Below are 15400 nucleotides of genomic sequence, written 5' to 3'. Positions count from 1 at the left end.
TAATTTAGGCAGAAATAATTTTTCTAAAATTGTTAGGACTTATCCCGCTCACAGATTTAAAGCAACGACTAAAGTGACTTTGGTCTGAAAATCCACTTTCATATGCTATTTCAGTTAGGGACAATTCCTTGTTTGGTAGGAGAGTGAAAGATTTTTCAATTTTCAATTTTCTTAAATAGTCACCCAGATTACAATTGAAATATTTTGAAAAATTTCTTGAAAGATGAACTGGATGAATATGCAAAGTTTTGGACAGATATTCAAGTGTTAACCTATCTGAATACTCATAAAATAAAATTTCTTTGATTTTTTTAACCCAAATGGGATTTTGTTGGGTAATAATTTCAGTTTTTTGAAACATTTCAGCTAGTATCTGTAAAATTAATGTTTGGATTGTCAATGCAGTCGCGCTGTCTTCGATTTTTGTTTCTTTAAATATATTATACATTAAAAATTTAATATCCACATTTTCAATTTTCATACTTCCTTGTAACAGGTCAATATTAAAGTCCAAATTGTCAAACCATGTGTTTTTTAATTCAATTTGGAAGCCTCTGGTAAATCCATCTGGTTTTATATTATAATGTGGTTCTTGCCAATTATGAAATAATAAGCTACCAGCTGAACAATTATAAATTTCCTTTTTATTACCTTCAATAATATTTCCTTGTAAAATAAAGGTGAAGTATGCATTCTCGTGGTAATGCCAATCCACTTTGTTTAGGGTGTATTCTGTATCTGTCAGAGTAATAGCATCTAAATAAATGGTCTTGCTTGTCTTCCCAAAAAACTCTCCTGTTTGTAATTGTTTCATATGTAGGTTTAGGTTTTATAGCCTTGCTGCTAACACAAAAGAAAGTTGATGAAAGCCTGTTTAACTAAATACGGTAAGTCAAAGATAAGCAGTATAATTTATTACATGATGATTTTCAGGGGTTTTCTATTATCGGCAACATATAAAATAACACTACCTACACGACCTTTGTTATCAACTTGTATAGGGCTGGAAGAAATCTATACAGCTTCCGTCATCTCCATACTGTAAAAATCAATGTTTCACGTCTGGACCCATTACCACTAAACCTGTCAAGCTACGCTTGAGACGACCCACCCTTTAACTCTTAACTACTAGGATAATACACTAAATTGGAAACTTAAAAATTATATAATATTGTGCAATTTGAGGATACAACTAAAATAGTGTAAATAGGAAGAAAAAGCATAGATAGTCTTACTCTTTCAAAAGTGAGGTTCATATTATCATTTTGCCTGATAGGCGAATTTATTTAACTAAAATATTTTGTAACTTTTTTATCTTCCAGTTTCATTTTATCAAATACCAATTGGTTTACCCTATAATAATACCAATGCTTCTTCCGATTATATTTGTTTTCTTTCTCCACTTTTTCACCCCAAATACATTTCTCAATTTCAAAAGTATTTTCCATCACAAAGTCATCAAGGGGTTTTATGAGTTTTAAGATTGATTTTTTCAATGAAATACTAATTAAGGAAAAGCTTTCGTCAAGCAATCGTCTTGCATCCATATCATTTTGCCATTCGTAGATATATTCTTCTTTATAAACATAGCTTCTGGCGAAATTCTCCCATGTTTCTATTAATGAACATATCTTATCGGCCAGTGCCCGGTCATTAAAAGTACTCAAAACCTTTTCCACTTCTGGAAAGATCAATGGCAAACTAATCTCAGCAACATTATAAGACGCATTACTCATTAATAAACAATCATCACATTTGAAAAGCACATATTTATGAATTTCTTCATTGAGCTTCCATGGTTTTTTGCAGCAAGGACAAGGTCTGTTTAGGTCTTTATATCTGCTTTGTTCTAAAAAGTTATTCAAAAAATAATAACATTTTATGCCCGTTGCAGCTTGTATTTGTGCAGCTGTATCTCTTCCTAAAATGGACAATTCTGAATCAAACTCCGTTTGTTGTGCCATAGCCCACTTCTCACCAACGCTACAATTAACATCCAAAATTACACAAGCCATATAATTGCTCATCCAGCTTGTGATAGGCTCATACCCAAAATCTTTTACCTTTTCTAATTTATAAAGCGGTATGGATTTATAACACTTACCACATTGAATAGGCGAATACACATCAGCATACCTCAACAATAAATGCTCATGTTTTTTGCAGGTACAAATACTATTTTCCTGATCTTCGCCAGTGCCTACCCATTTGATTTGTAGTGAATGGCCACACAATTTTTCTAAAGATTTAATACGGCTTTTTACATACTTGTTTTGATATTTTACATCAAAAGCATCTTCTGCAATAGTAACAATCACTGCATTCATCACTCCATTGTGCACATATGGATTCATATCTCTACCTAATAATTGACCACTATGTCTCAGAAAGCCTAAGAAATCATAGAACGAATGCCAAAGTTCATTCAAGTCAGTTGTTTTATTGTATTTTATGGACAGATGATGCATGGCTTTTTTATTGAGAAATTAAACAACAAATCGTTTTTGTAATATGAAGATATATTTCAAAACACAATTATTTATTCAGTTTCTGCTTTATTGATGTTTTGTTCTTTAAGAAAGTCTGCTAATCTTGACAAATAATCCTTTATACCATCAAACGGATGTTCGCCCGGATTATAAGTCGCGAACTCCCAATATCGCCATGCTTTATGTTCGCTATAAGGTTGTATCAAAAGTACACTATGTGGGTACTGAGCTCCAGCGATGATGATGCTATTTTTTAAGTCATTGGTAAAAGCCTCACCCATTTCGGCATAACATTCAATCAAATATGGATCTGCATTTTTGAGCCAATCTATCTGCTCTATAGGCAGAAATGCCCCAAAGGTTTGGTTTAAGATGACAGACGTACCATTAGATATTTTATAAAATGCTACTACATCATCGGGTAGTTTAACACCCAATCTTTCTTGTGTTTGTATAATGCTTTCCTCTGTTGCAGGATTTCTACCTATCCATTTAGATTCCTTTTCTTCATCAGAGAAAAAGTCTGGATGAAGAGCAATCATTTTCTTTGAAATTTGTTGTAATAGGTCTATCATTTTTGATTTATTTGACTTTTATATTCAACAATTGCTTTGCTTTTATATACATACAGTAACTTTTAGATTGAAGCCCATAATTTTATTTTGGATTGGATTTTAAAAAGAGACTTAACAATAAAGTAAATGATATTCCTGTAATTAGGTTGTCAATAAAAGAATAAAAACTTTGCACAGAAGTACTGTAAAATTCTTTCTTTTCAGTAAGTTTTTGTTGTACTTTTTCTGGATCTACATTTTTACTCTGCAAAACCACTAGAACGCTACCTTCAAGTGCAACTCCAAGTCCATTGAAAATTGCTGATTTGAAACTACAGAATTTGCCATTTTATTTAAATTTTTATTCATGTAAAAGTCAGTTGTTAAAATCCGTTTTGCAAGATTTTGTAGGTGGATAAAAGGGTGTAATTATTGATTTACAACCTTTTATAAAATTTTTTTGCTCAATAGAGCAAGTTCTTTTCTGTTTTTTACTCCCGCTTTTTTGTAAAGGGTCCGCTGTGACCTGCTGGCTTTATTGTCAGAGTGTTTGTAACCATTTTAATATTTGTTTTGGGTCTGCAATGCTCCAAGAATTAGGATGTCTAACTTTATTCGGCATTCTGTAACCTTTGTTTATTGTCGTAATTAGAACAGCATTTTTATTACCTAATCTTTGTAACTCATTTATCATTGCTACCTGGTCAAAAATGTTGTTATATGAACAATCATAATTACGTTCTTTTAAGTACCACTGAATATCAGGTTCTGCAATAATCATAATAGGAATTTTTATTAAGTTTTTTATTGCTTTTTGTGTGGTGTCAGAGAACGAATACGGAGATTGAGAATGATAGTTTTCCAATACTGTTTCTGGTTTTCCGCCCATTTCTTTTTCTATTCGATTTATCATATAAAAAACTTCATCATTAACTTTTGTACTGTCTGAAAGTCTTATAATTCTTTTTGCTCCATAATAATAACGTTCCCAATCAAGAATTGGATTAATTGCAAAAATTGCTTTCGGTTTAATTTCATAATTTTCTTGAACTGCTAATTCAGAATATTTTACAGCACAAGTCCCGCCAATTCCAAATCCGCCTATGTAAAAATCTTTGTCTTTGAGTTGATATTTAGAAACAACAAGCTGAATAATTTCTTTTAGCGACTCTTGAGAAGCTGTGTCACTTCCCCAATAAGTAGCACCTGTCTTTAAAACTGGAATAATTGTCAAAATGCCATTTTTTGAAGCAAATTTTGGTATTTCTGTTTGTGATAATACACTATTTGGTGAATTTCCAAAACCGTCTAACAAAACCATAATTGAATTTATGACTTTACCTTTAGGGAAAAGTGCAACATACATATTTGAGGTGCTGCCTTTTTCATTTAAGTAAATTCTTTCAGTTCTTTGTCCGTAAGATACGTTATTGATAAAAATTGTCAGTAAAAGTATAGTTATTCTCATTGCTTTGGGTCTCTTAAGTTTTTATTTATTCTGAATAAGTTTCATAGTATATTCTAATGGAGTATCGACATCAAGAAGATAATCTTCAATAGTTTGTACACAATAGTGATGTGGCAAGACGCCTCTGTTCTCTGAAACAGAATCGACATTTGTGATATGAGTAACTCTTCCTATTGAATAAAACACTCCTGTATTTTTTAGACTAAACATTTTTTGTCCAGCCGTATAAAAAACAGCTCCATTTGATTCTTCTCCAATAATGGTACCTGTATTATGTTGCTTGGCAAGTGCAAGTAATTGACCTGTAGTTGATGAAGCTCTTCCGTCTGTTAAAAAATAAACTGCTCCCTTATATCTATTGTCAAAAGGTGCCAATGGTTTAAGTTTAGCATCATTGGGTGGTGCAACTTTATAATACGTAAAAGGTTTTTCAGCCAAATATTGTAATAAATATTATAGCTACCCCCAATGTTCGGACAGTTTAATCTTAATTTATAATAAATATATTATTATTTATTATTATATGTTTCTTTTATTTTTTGTTTACTTTTTGTGTGCCACGAAGGTAGGTTGGTGAAAGCCTACCATGTTATATTGAAGATGATACAACAACATGAGTGACCATGTTGCGAAGTATCGGCAAGGGATTTTAGGGTAACTTGTCAAACCGCTCTTTTCTGCAAAACGAGTAATTGAAATGTAGAAAGCGTAAAGAGAAAAGGCGTATTAAAACGTCAGGTATGATATACAGAGATGAATGCGAATGAATCGTTGATGAAACATCGAAAAAACAGAGATATGGATAAAATCGGGTTGTAAAAAGGACTCAGAGATAAGCATTGCGGACGCCTAATTACTGGCAATGTATCCATCGGTGTAAAGACGACATGACTGTATATTGGGCTTCAATATAAAACTTGGGAGAACCACATATGGCAGCGCAGAAGATGCGTTATGTGGTAGTCGGACTAAGCCATAGTAGTGCTTTAAAGGCCAATGAAAGTTGGTAATAGCGAAGGGCTTAGGATGTGGATATTATTTAACATTAAACAACTCCGTAGAGGAGGAAGATTGAAATGGAAGTAAGAGTAAACCAAAGCATACCAATCGAACGTCAGTGGGTTACGCAGGCATATTTAAAGCTGCGTAAGGGCGGGAAAGCCGTTGGAGTAGATGAAGAAACTTGGAAGGCATTCGAAAAGAAGTTAAGTAGTAATCTCCATAGTATATGGAGCCGACTGGCTTCAGGAAGCTACCATCCAAGTGCAGTTAGAGAAGTAGAAATCCCAAAGAAAGACGGAACGAAGCGCAAGTTGGGTATTCCTACAATACGAGACAGAATCAGTCAACAAGTAGTGAAGGAATATATGGAAAGTCGCATAGATGGAATTTTTCACCAAGATAGTTATGGTTATCGCCCATTAAAGAGCGCACATCAAGCATTACAAACAGTAATTAAGAATTGCTATCAATATGATTGGGTGATAGACATGGATATCAGTAAATTCTTCGATGAGATAGACCATGAAATCATGCTAAAGGCAGTAGCACATGTTATGCCTGAGAAATGGGTATTGATGTATGTTAAAAGATGGTTAGAAATGCCAATCCAAGACAAAGATGGAAGTATAAGGAATAAGGAAGGCAAAGGCACTCCACAAGGCGGAGTTATAAGCCCTTTATTAGCAAACTTATATCTGCACTTTACATTAGATAAATGGTTTGACAAAAACCATCCTGATGTAAGATTTGTAAGATATGCGGATGATGTAGTAGTCCACTGTAAAAGTGAACGACAAGCACAACATATACTTACACAAATCAAGCAACGTCTCGGAGAAGTGAAACTAAGCATCAAAGAAAGCAAAACAAAGATAGCCTATTGCAAAGATTATCGACGGAAAGCAAACCATGAACATGTAACATTTGATTTTCTGGGCTTTAGCTTTAAACCTTCCAAGATGATAATGAAAGACAAACAAATCTTGTTAGGATTCTTAGGAGACATCAGCAAAAGCAGTAAGAAAAGATAATGGAAGAGTTTCGAATTAATAAAGCGATGAAACATACTGATTTAGAAATACAGGACATTGCAGCAAGAATAAATAGCAAATTGATTGGATGGACAAATTATTATGGTCTCTTCACAAAACGTGGACTAAACACCTGCTTTTATAATTTTAATAAACGGATATTGAAGTGGATTAGAAAGAAGTATAAAACAGGGTCAAAAGAAGCGTTGAACATGTATGAAATGATAAGAAAAGAAAAGCCAGAGCTTTTCTATCATTGGTCAAAAAGGGTATTGTTGAAAAGGTTTTAACCGCATCAAGAGCCGTGTGAAGGGAGATCTTCAAGCACGGTTCCGTGAGAGGCTTGCGGGTGAAACTCCCGCTTGGGAGTGTAAGAAAGATTGTGTAAACTAGTATCAAGGAGTTAGGCTTCCATCTGTGGGGGGTACCCCCCACAGATGGAAAATTTTTTAATATGTTTGTGCGACCAAGTACAGACACATTTTTTAACCTAACAAATTTAATAGTTATGCAAAGTAACAAATTTAATCTTAATCTCTCTGAATTTCTTCAGGATGTCAAGTCTCTTAATGATTTTGACAATGTTATGAATGGTCTTTACAAAGATGGCATTCAAGAACTTTTAAAAAGCTGAACTAAGTCATCATTTAGGCTATTCAAAACACTCGCCCGATGGGATTAATTCAGGTAATTCCCGGAATGGGTCTTATAAGAAAAAGATACGCACTACACAAGGACAGGTAGAGTTGGATATTCCACGGGATCGTAACGGTGAATTTGAGCCTATCATTGTTCCCAAGGGCCAAACTACCACTGAGAAAGTAGAATCTGTCATTACATCTCTTTACAGTAGAGGTATGAGCACTGATGACATAACAGCTCAAATTCAGGAAATTTATGGCTTAGACGTTTCTAAAACCTTTGTTTCAGATATTACAAACAAAATGATTCCGGCTATCCAGGAATGGCAAAACAGACCTTTGGATAATACTTATTACATCGTTTGGATGGATTGTATTTGTTTTAAAATCCGGCAGGATAATAAAATCATCAACAAGAGTATTTATATCGTTATAGGACTGAAAACCAATGGGATCAAAGAAGTTTTGGGCATCTGGATGAGCGCCAACGAGTCTGCCGCGTTTTGGCTTTCTGTCTTAAATGAGCTCAAAGACAGGGGCGTTAAAAAGATGCTCATTGCATGCACTGACAATCTTACAGGATTCACTCAGGCCATTCAAACTGCTTTCCCCGATACCGTATCCCAGCTTTGTATCGTTCATCAAATCAGAAACTCTATGAAGTTTGTCCCATGGAAAGATAGAAGGGCCTTCCTGGCTGATTTAAAAACTGTTTATGCCGCTTTAAATATGGAAACTGCTCTCATTGCTTTTGAAGCTTTTAAAGCAAAATGGGGGTCTAAATATGCCTATGCCATTAAAAGTTGGGAAGCAAACTGGTCAAATCTATCTCCCATGTTTCAGTATCCTACTAACATTCGTAAAATTATGTATACCACTAATACCATTGAAGGCCTCAACAGAGCCATCAGAAAATTTACCAAAACCAAAACACTTTTTCCAAATGATCAGGCAGCCTTGAAATCTGTATATCTTGCTATTCAGCAAATTCAAGTTAAATGGACAATGCCAATTCATAACTGGCATATTACTCATAATGAAATTTTAATTATCTTTGAGGATAATTTGATTCAGCCATAATTCTTTGAAGTTTTGTTTACACAAAATATTTTACAGCCTCTCCCGCTTGCCTACTCGACTTCTTTTCTTTGTTAACAAAACAAAGATATGTGGATAACTCTTAGAATGCCTTATTTTGCTCATTTTATTTTATTTGTTTTTTTGTTGGTATTGTGAATAAGGTGTGCAATAGTTTAATGACTCATGCCTTCTTTCCATATTGTAATAATTCATATATGTATCAATTCCTTTATATAATTCCTTCCCATCACTTGTCGGATTCAAATACACGTGTTCATACTTTAGTGTCCGCCAGAATCGCTCTATAAAGATGTTGTCTATGGCCCTGCCTTTGCCATCCATACTCAGTTTGATACCATTGTCCAGTACCGTGGCAGTGAACTCAGCAGCCGTAAACTGTGACCCCTGATCTGTATTAATTATTTGCGGTATTCCCCAACGTGTTATACTATTCTGAACTAGACCAGCACACCAAGTCGCATCCATCGTGTTGGATATATCCCAGCTTAAAATAAAGCGACTTTGCACATCTATAACGGCCATCAGATACAAATAACCGTACAGCATCGGGATATAAGTGATGTCGGTAGCCCATACTTGATTAGGATTGGTAATTTCCACATTCCTAAGCAAATAGGGATACACAGCATGTTCAGGATGCCGTTTCGAAGTATGTGGACCTGGTACTATGGCTCTAAGTCCCATCAGATTATAATACAGACGTTCTATTCGTTTTATATTGATCTGGTAGCCTTTGTCCATCTTCAGCCATATATACATCCGTGGCACGCCTTTGTATGGATGCAGCAGATAGTGCTCATCCATGAGCCGCATGAGCTCCAGATTCAGTGCAGCTTCCGCTATTGGAGTATAATAGTAAGTACTTCGGTTTATACCAAGCAATTTGCACTGGTGCGAAATACTTATCCCGGGATGATCCTTTGAATTAATGGCAGCATGTTCAACCCAGTCTCTTTAAACTTTTTTTAAAAAGTCAATTTCAACCTTCTGTTCCCCGATTGTCCTTAATAGTTCATCCCGATCCGTTGGCACAGATTCTGTGGTCTTGGAGGTACTTTTTCGAAAACCACCGATGCGTTACTCAGAAATTCTTTCTTCCATGTCGAAATTTGAGTAGGTGCAACCTGATGTCTTTGAGCTAACTCAGATAAGCTGTATCGCTCACTAAGAGCCTCTAAAACCACCTTGCTCTTAAATACTGATGTTAATTTTCTCTTTGTCATAAACAGCAAATTTAGTGTAAAAAAATTTATTTAACTTGCTGTCCGATTTTTGGGGGTAACTATATATGAAGCACCCCAGGAATTTCCACCACCATTTCCTCTAACATCAATAATTAGGCTTTTTATATTTTTAGTATTGATTTCTGTAAAACTCTCATCTATGATTTTTTTTATAATTGAAAACCTATTACCATAAAAATCCCAATTTTTTATGGTAAAAAGGGCTGCGTTTTTCTGTTCTCCTATGAAATCAAGGCATAACGTTTCTTTACAAGAATTTAGATTTTTTGATTGAAATTGATACGTTTCTAACATATTTAATACAAGTGGTTTCTTTTTGCCTTTAATAACTATTTCGTATTTTTTAGGAAAACCAAAGGCGTATGGAAGCATTACTGTTGATTGTCCATTAAATAAATGTCTTTTTACAGCATTTCCAACATTCCCTTGTGAGCTAATGTGTTTGTTAATATCTTTAATAATTTCCGTACTACTTTTACCATTTATTGAGCGAATTTCTGTTCCAGAATTTACCATTTTCTTGTTGATTAAGGCATCTGCAACATATAGTTTGCCGTTTATATTGTACAATTCCATAGGGAAACGCAAATTGGCAGGAAGCATTTCACTTTCCTGCATAAAGTACATAGGAATAGAGCTATGTCCACAGTTTATATTGGCAACCAATTCACTGCAATGCCAAATAAATTCACTGTAAGTTGTAGTCGCTGTTATCAATTTCTTTTTTTCTTCTACAACTCGCCAAAAATCTTCTTTCGGCATAAATTTATAAGGGTGTGGATTTACAGAAGTTAATGTATTTGCCAATTCATCTAAGTCCTCCAAATATTGCTGTTTAGTATAGACATTTTTGAATTTATTTTTATCTCGGGATTCATAATTTACATTTACAATAAACCGTTCGGCATTTTCATTTTTAGGATTTAGTTCTAATGATTTTTTATAATTTTTTACGGCTAATTCCTTATTGCCGTTTACAAAATAAGCTTCGGCAAAACTGTCATAAGCATTAAATGAGTTGGGGAATTCAGAAACTAATAATTCAAATATTTTAAGAGCATCTTCTTTTCGATTGTCTTTTAATAATTGATATCCCAAATTATTGAGTTCATTTTCATCCTCAAAATTATACTCATTGGGCGTTTCTTTTTTCAGCTTTTTATAATGACTAATTGCAGAATTGATATCATTATAATTAGTTTTTACGATAGTTTCTTTAATTGATTTTTTTTCTTGTGAATAACAAATACTTGTAGTAAAGAAAATTAGTAATAAAAGGATAAATCTGTTCATTTTCATTTTTAATGATTATTAATTGGTGCAAATTTATTAAAATCTTAAGAAGAAGAACAATTGCGTTTGTATTGGTAAGTTCTGATTTATAAAAGAGAACTTATTTATGAGATTCATACTTTGAAGGTGTAGTACCAGTGTGAATTTTAAATGCTTTATAAAAAGCTGATTTTGAATTAAATCCTGAAATATTCCCAATGGCTTCTATTGTAAAATTAGAATTTGTAGTTATTAATAGCTTAGCTTCTTCAACTCTATATTTATTTATGAATTCTGTAAAGCTAATTTGTAAATTTTCATTTATTAGTTTGGATAGTTCGTGAGAAGATATATCTAAATTTTGAGCTACATCAGCAAGTTTTAAATCTGGATTTTTATGTGGTTTTTCAGAAATCATTAAAGCTATTAATTGTTCAATTGATTTTTCTGACTCTTTTGATATATTTATGCTTTTGATCACTTTTCTTTTCTCAAATATCTTTGATGCGATTTTTTTGTTGATAAGAAAAAATAAAAAGGATAAATAAAATATTGTCGAAAATATAATCGAACATCCAACAAAATAATCAAAGGAAATAAATGTAAAGTAAGTCCAAATAATTAGGACAGCAGCCGTTACAATTATAAGCCATTTAATACGTAGACGCAGAGAATTTTCATAATTTGATTGAATGAAAAAAATTGAAATTATTATGTACACAAACCATTGTGCATTTATGATTGGTAAAATCGTTGTTTTGTGAAGTTGCACATAGTCTTTAAAAGGAATCAAAAACATTAAACAAACAACTACACAAACCCAAAATGCAATATGGGATTTCCAATATTTTATCCAAAATGAGTTAGGGCTAATAATGCTTAATGTATAACTAAATAACAAAGGACCTATAAGTAAAAAAAACGCGGGACCAGACTGTAAAAACCAAATAGGCTCTTCAGTAGAAAATGAATAAAATAAAGACTTTAACACTCTAAGGCTTAATATCAGTAGAAATAATCCAAAAAGTCTATTTTCTAATTTAGCGTAAGATTTACTCAACGATAAATAGAACGCTAATATTAGACTGTTAAAAGCACCAATTGCTCCAAAAAAAACAGTATTTGTGATAGATAATTCAATTATTCATTTGAAAGTTTTGTTATATAATTCTTCTGGTTCTCTTAAGCTTGCAGGAACAGTCAGGGCTTGCTGAAAGGCTGGAATTATTTTCATGTTCGTCTGGAACCGCTGTTGGTTAAAGATTTACAAATACAGGTTAACAAACAAAAACCCATGAGTACGTCCAACCCAGATGAACTACAACAGCGATAAAATGACCATTGCTCCAATGTCTAGCCAGCCTTGTAGCAAACCCAATGTTGTGCATTCGCGCATATTGCCTATCAATATTTGTCCACATAAGCTATTGTTTCTATTCAGTAACGTCAGTTATTAATTTGGCATTTGCATTCCAAATCTTAATTTTTCCAGTGATACTTGAAGTAATAATTTTTTCAGAATTGCTGTTCCAATCCAACCCCCATAACAAGTCTTTAGATTTTCCTGTAAATAATAATTTTCCATTTGCATTCCATATTCGAAGAGCATCGCTGGCTGATGCCAAAAGAGTTCCTGATTTATTCCATCGTATATTTCTGTATTCTGCTTTGCTTCCATATAGCGTTTTAGTCAGTGTCCCATCAGGCTTCCAAAACTGAATAATGGATTTTACGCCTTCTTTGTCGTGCCCATAATCACCTGTTGCAAAAAAATCTCCGGACGGATTCCAACAAATAGTTAAAATGCCAGTATTTTCCTTTCGATGCTTAATTACTTTTAATGTTACGCCCAAAGTATCCATAATTCTTATATCGTCTCCACTAACAGCGATGATATTTTTACTTGGATGCCAGCTAATAGAAAAATAGCTATTGTTGTCTTCTTTTTTTATTGTCCGCAGTAAATTACCTGTTGAGTCCCAAATTTTAACAAGACCGTCATTATCAGCAGTTGCAAGAAGCTGACCATTGAAATTCCAATCAATTCCTCTTGCTCCATTAGTTATTCCATTTAGTTTAATGAATTTCTCTGTCTCAGTATTTAAAATGCTTACTTCATCGTCATTGGTTGCAATGGCTAAAAAAATATTGGCGGGGTGCCAACTTAGTTGCCTTATCATACTTTTAAGTTGGTAGGCTTTAAGTAGTTTTAAATTTTTACTGTCGTAAATTCTTAATAAGCTGTCATCGCCACCCAAGGCAATTTTTTTATCATCAGCACTCCAGTCTGCTGCCCATAAAAGTGTTTCCGCTCCTCCATTTATTGGTTTATTTCTTGTAACAGTACTCTGACCACAAGAAGATTGCAGGAGTAATAAAGAGACTAATAAGGAAAGTGTCATGTTTTTTACCATAAGAACTTTAATTGCTAAAGGGGCACTCTTGTATGACGCACAACACAAAGCGAAGTTGATGTCAGCCATACTACAAAAGCCGGAATTGGGAAATATTTCTACAGGCTTTATCAACTTTACAAGTTTCATCCCGTAGGAATTCTTTCCAACGGTATAAACGAGGCCGGTGGAATAAGGGTAACGCTTTCAATTAAATGGACTCTCAAAGGTGTCTTTCAGCTTAATTTAAAGTCAAATATAGGCAAGATTATTTATTTCAGGATGATTTTAGGAAGTTTTCCGGTGAAGACATCACTTCACATATAATATTAGCAACAACTAAAGCCTTTGTAAACAACTTGTATGAAAACTGGAATAAAAAAACTCTACAATCAACTGCCTGACTCAATGGTATAAACTTATTAAAAAGCACTAAAACACATTTGTAATCATCTTGCAAAGGTATTTGAAATAATCAAGTTAGCTGACCATATGCCCATACAATAAATATATTTGGTTATTCACCCTTTAGGATTAATTTATACCAACGGGGTTTAATTCAAGGCACTTAGTACCAAACGAAAACTTAGTTTTTAGTGACTGGCGTTCTTCCATATAGGAATTTTAATGTAACTGTCATTGTGCCATTTTATTTGCAAGGGTTCTCCAGCATCTTGTATTGTTTCTTTAGATACGGGTTTACCTGAACCATAATTGATTATTTCAAATGGATGTTTATTTACGTTAAGTAAAATAACAAGTTTGTTACCTTTATTAATTTTTTGCTCACAAAACGAGTATTATTAAAGTGAATTTTTCCTTTCTTATTGGGTTGCAAAAGTTGTCGTTTAGAATTATCTTTTGCAAAACTTGCTCTACCAATATATCTTGTTAGAAAGAAATATTTACCATCTTGCATTAATTCAAATAGAACCATTGAAACGTCCATATCTTTTTTATTTATAGTAGTATAAAGATTACCTATAAATGAGCCATTAATAACAAACTCTTCTTGAAATGATTCAGTATTGAAAACCAAACCATTGCTTACATCAAGAGTGTCAAAAATAATAGTTGGTGTAAAATATTTATTTTGATTTTCTCTGTCTTTAAAGTCGACACTTTGCCGTTGAAATCCTTTTTTCTTGGGTTTTGAAGATATTAGGCTTATTTTGTCAAGATAAAAAGTTAATGTATCATTATTGTTTTTTTCAAGTGTTGGGCTATGTTTCCATTCGTTTGTTCCCATAACTTGATAATTAACTTTGTCTTTCAGTAATTCTGGCTTGGTCTTACCTTTTATAATAAAGTCAAGCCAATCGTAAGCTAAAGTCATCATACTAATATTAGCAACACTATCAATTTCATACATCATTAAATTTTTAGCAGGTTAGGAAATGGATAGATTCGAGATTCCAGCCTTCACAGTTTCGTTTGCTGATGACACAATGTCTTTGACAGGTAATACTTCAAAACCTACCAAAGGTACTATCAAAGTGAGTAAAATGGTACTCAAAAGATAGAACCTGTTGGTTTTAAATGAAACTTCTCTCGAGAAAATGAAATGAAAAGGAAGGTACAAAATACAAAGGATTAAGGATGCCTTGATCAGGTAATGTCCATCTGACATATATGTAGCAAAAAACTGAAAAGAGTTCATAACATTTTACTTTTTTAAAGATTTAACCAATGCTTCTAACTCTTCAATATCCATCTTCTCTTCCTGCATAAAGTAAGACAGGAGTGAATTTTTATTGCTTCCCATAAACTGGTGGTACATCTTACTGAAAACAGATTTATTAAAATCGTCTTTTTGGATCAATGGATAGTATTGATGGGTCTTGCCAAAAACCTGATATGCCAGCCATCCATCTTTTTCCAGCTTTCGGATGGTGGATAGCACCGTATTATAAGGTGGAATAGGGTCTTCCATATAGCTGATGATCTCCTTTGGGAAGGCTTTACCAAGCTTCCAGAAAATGGACATGATTTCTTCTTCGAGTGGATTGAGAGTCACAATTCTTAAATTTATGCGCAAATATAATTTGTATTTCGTTTATATAACTAATTAATCGTTATAATATTGTGCTGCAAATAATTTATTTTTCACAAATTGGTTCCACCTTTCCTTTTATGGTGTGGAATACTTAGGGTCAGTTTTGCTAATGATGGAATTTGTAACCGATAACGCACAACAACAATAGG

At 33.4% G+C, this 15400-nt stretch carries 13 protein-coding genes and 3 pseudogenes; 3 read left to right on the top strand and 13 right to left on the bottom strand.

The features are described from left to right. Positions 1 to 4: 4 nt before the first annotated feature. The gene (locus tag IPK35_20190; GenBank protein MBK8055522.1) at positions 5 to 814 is read right to left on the bottom strand and encodes a helix-turn-helix transcriptional regulator; all 810 of its coding nucleotides are present in this window, start codon (positions 812 to 814) and stop codon (positions 5 to 7) included. 48 nt (positions 815 to 862) lie between these two features. Between IPK35_20190 and IPK35_20185 the strand changes: the two genes are divergently transcribed. Then, entirely contained in the window at positions 863 to 1045 is a 183-nt protein-coding gene (locus IPK35_20185; GenBank protein MBK8055521.1) for a hypothetical protein, read from the top strand. Positions 1046 to 1286: 241 nt separating this feature from the next. On the opposite strand, the gene IPK35_20180 is transcribed toward IPK35_20185, so the two are convergent. From IPK35_20180 to IPK35_20165, 4 genes are all read right to left on the bottom strand, one after another. Further along, positions 1287 to 2468, bottom strand: coding sequence for a DUF2310 family Zn-ribbon-containing protein (locus IPK35_20180; GenBank protein ID MBK8055520.1), 1182 nt, complete (start codon positions 2466 to 2468; stop codon positions 1287 to 1289). A 71-nt stretch (positions 2469 to 2539) separates the two neighbouring features. Continuing rightward, a complete protein-coding gene (locus IPK35_20175; protein MBK8055519.1) occupies positions 2540 to 3064 on the bottom strand; it encodes an SMI1/KNR4 family protein in 525 nt (174 codons plus the stop codon). Between the two features lie 520 nt (positions 3065 to 3584). Continuing rightward, positions 3585 to 4511 carry an alpha/beta hydrolase gene (locus IPK35_20170; GenBank protein ID MBK8055518.1) on the bottom strand — a complete coding sequence of 309 codons (927 nt, stop codon included), beginning with the start codon at positions 4509 to 4511 and terminating at the stop codon, positions 3585 to 3587. A gap of 21 nt (positions 4512 to 4532) precedes the next feature. Beyond that, a complete protein-coding gene (locus tag IPK35_20165) occupies positions 4533 to 4949 on the bottom strand; it encodes a hypothetical protein (protein MBK8055517.1) in 417 nt (138 codons plus the stop codon). A 638-nt stretch (positions 4950 to 5587) separates the two neighbouring features. Here IPK35_20165 and ltrA point away from each other — a divergent pair. Both ltrA and IPK35_20155 read left to right on the top strand, forming a co-directional pair. Beyond that, a pseudogene (ltrA, locus tag IPK35_20160) lies at positions 5588 to 6834 on the top strand (group II intron reverse transcriptase/maturase). Positions 6835 to 7052: 218 nt separating this feature from the next. Next, a pseudogene (locus IPK35_20155) lies at positions 7053 to 8265 on the top strand (IS256 family transposase). A 129-nt stretch (positions 8266 to 8394) separates the two neighbouring features. Here IPK35_20155 and IPK35_20150 read toward each other — a convergent pair. The 8 genes and pseudogenes from IPK35_20150 to IPK35_20115 form a co-directional block, all read right to left on the bottom strand. Then, positions 8395 to 9168, bottom strand: coding sequence for an IS3 family transposase (locus tag IPK35_20150; GenBank protein ID MBK8055516.1), 774 nt, complete (start codon positions 9166 to 9168; stop codon positions 8395 to 8397). A 122-nt stretch (positions 9169 to 9290) separates the two neighbouring features. Then, positions 9291 to 9509, bottom strand: coding sequence for a transposase (locus IPK35_20145; protein ID MBK8055515.1), 219 nt, complete (start codon positions 9507 to 9509; stop codon positions 9291 to 9293). 30 nt (positions 9510 to 9539) lie between these two features. Beyond that, positions 9540 to 10823, bottom strand: coding sequence for a hypothetical protein (locus IPK35_20140; protein ID MBK8055514.1), 1284 nt, complete (start codon positions 10821 to 10823; stop codon positions 9540 to 9542). 100 nt (positions 10824 to 10923) lie between these two features. After that, positions 10924 to 11862, bottom strand: coding sequence for an AraC family transcriptional regulator (locus IPK35_20135; protein ID MBK8055513.1), 939 nt, complete (start codon positions 11860 to 11862; stop codon positions 10924 to 10926). A gap of 373 nt (positions 11863 to 12235) precedes the next feature. Further along, positions 12236 to 13216: a hypothetical protein gene (locus IPK35_20130; GenBank protein MBK8055512.1), complete on the bottom strand. Its 981-nt coding sequence runs from the start codon at positions 13214 to 13216 to the stop codon at positions 12236 to 12238. A gap of 572 nt (positions 13217 to 13788) precedes the next feature. Beyond that, positions 13789 to 14570, bottom strand: a pseudogene (locus IPK35_20125) (hypothetical protein). A gap of 15 nt (positions 14571 to 14585) precedes the next feature. Continuing rightward, positions 14586 to 14855, bottom strand: coding sequence for a hypothetical protein (locus tag IPK35_20120; GenBank protein ID MBK8055511.1), 270 nt, complete (start codon positions 14853 to 14855; stop codon positions 14586 to 14588). A gap of 6 nt (positions 14856 to 14861) precedes the next feature. Beyond that, positions 14862 to 15233: a BlaI/MecI/CopY family transcriptional regulator gene (locus IPK35_20115; protein MBK8055510.1), complete on the bottom strand. Its 372-nt coding sequence runs from the start codon at positions 15231 to 15233 to the stop codon at positions 14862 to 14864. Between the last annotated feature and the right edge of the window lie 167 nt (positions 15234 to 15400).

Source organism: Saprospiraceae bacterium, from assembly GCA_016713025.1.
In the GTDB taxonomy this organism is placed as follows: Bacteria; Bacteroidota; Bacteroidia; order Chitinophagales; family Saprospiraceae; genus OLB9.
This window is presented reverse-complemented; position numbering and strand designations above follow the sequence as displayed.

Coding starts and splice junctions, on each gene's coding strand:
- IPK35_20190 (MBK8055522.1), bottom strand. CDS start 814: ATGAAACAATTACAAACAGGAGAGTTTTTTGGGAAGACAAGCAAGACC.
- IPK35_20185 (MBK8055521.1), top strand. CDS start 863: ATGAAAGCCTGTTTAACTAAATACGGTAAGTCAAAGATAAGCAGTATA.
- IPK35_20180 (MBK8055520.1), bottom strand. CDS start 2,468: ATGCATCATCTGTCCATAAAATACAATAAAACAACTGACTTGAATGAA.
- IPK35_20175 (MBK8055519.1), bottom strand. CDS start 3,064: ATGATAGACCTATTACAACAAATTTCAAAGAAAATGATTGCTCTTCAT.
- IPK35_20170 (MBK8055518.1), bottom strand. CDS start 4,511: ATGAGAATAACTATACTTTTACTGACAATTTTTATCAATAACGTATCT.
- IPK35_20145 (MBK8055515.1), bottom strand. CDS start 9,509: ATGACAAAGAGAAAATTAACATCAGTATTTAAGAGCAAGGTGGTTTTA.
- IPK35_20140 (MBK8055514.1), bottom strand. CDS start 10,823: ATGAACAGATTTATCCTTTTATTACTAATTTTCTTTACTACAAGTATT.
- IPK35_20130 (MBK8055512.1), bottom strand. CDS start 13,216: ATGGTAAAAAACATGACACTTTCCTTATTAGTCTCTTTATTACTCCTG.
- IPK35_20120 (MBK8055511.1), bottom strand. CDS start 14,855: ATGAACTCTTTTCAGTTTTTTGCTACATATATGTCAGATGGACATTAC.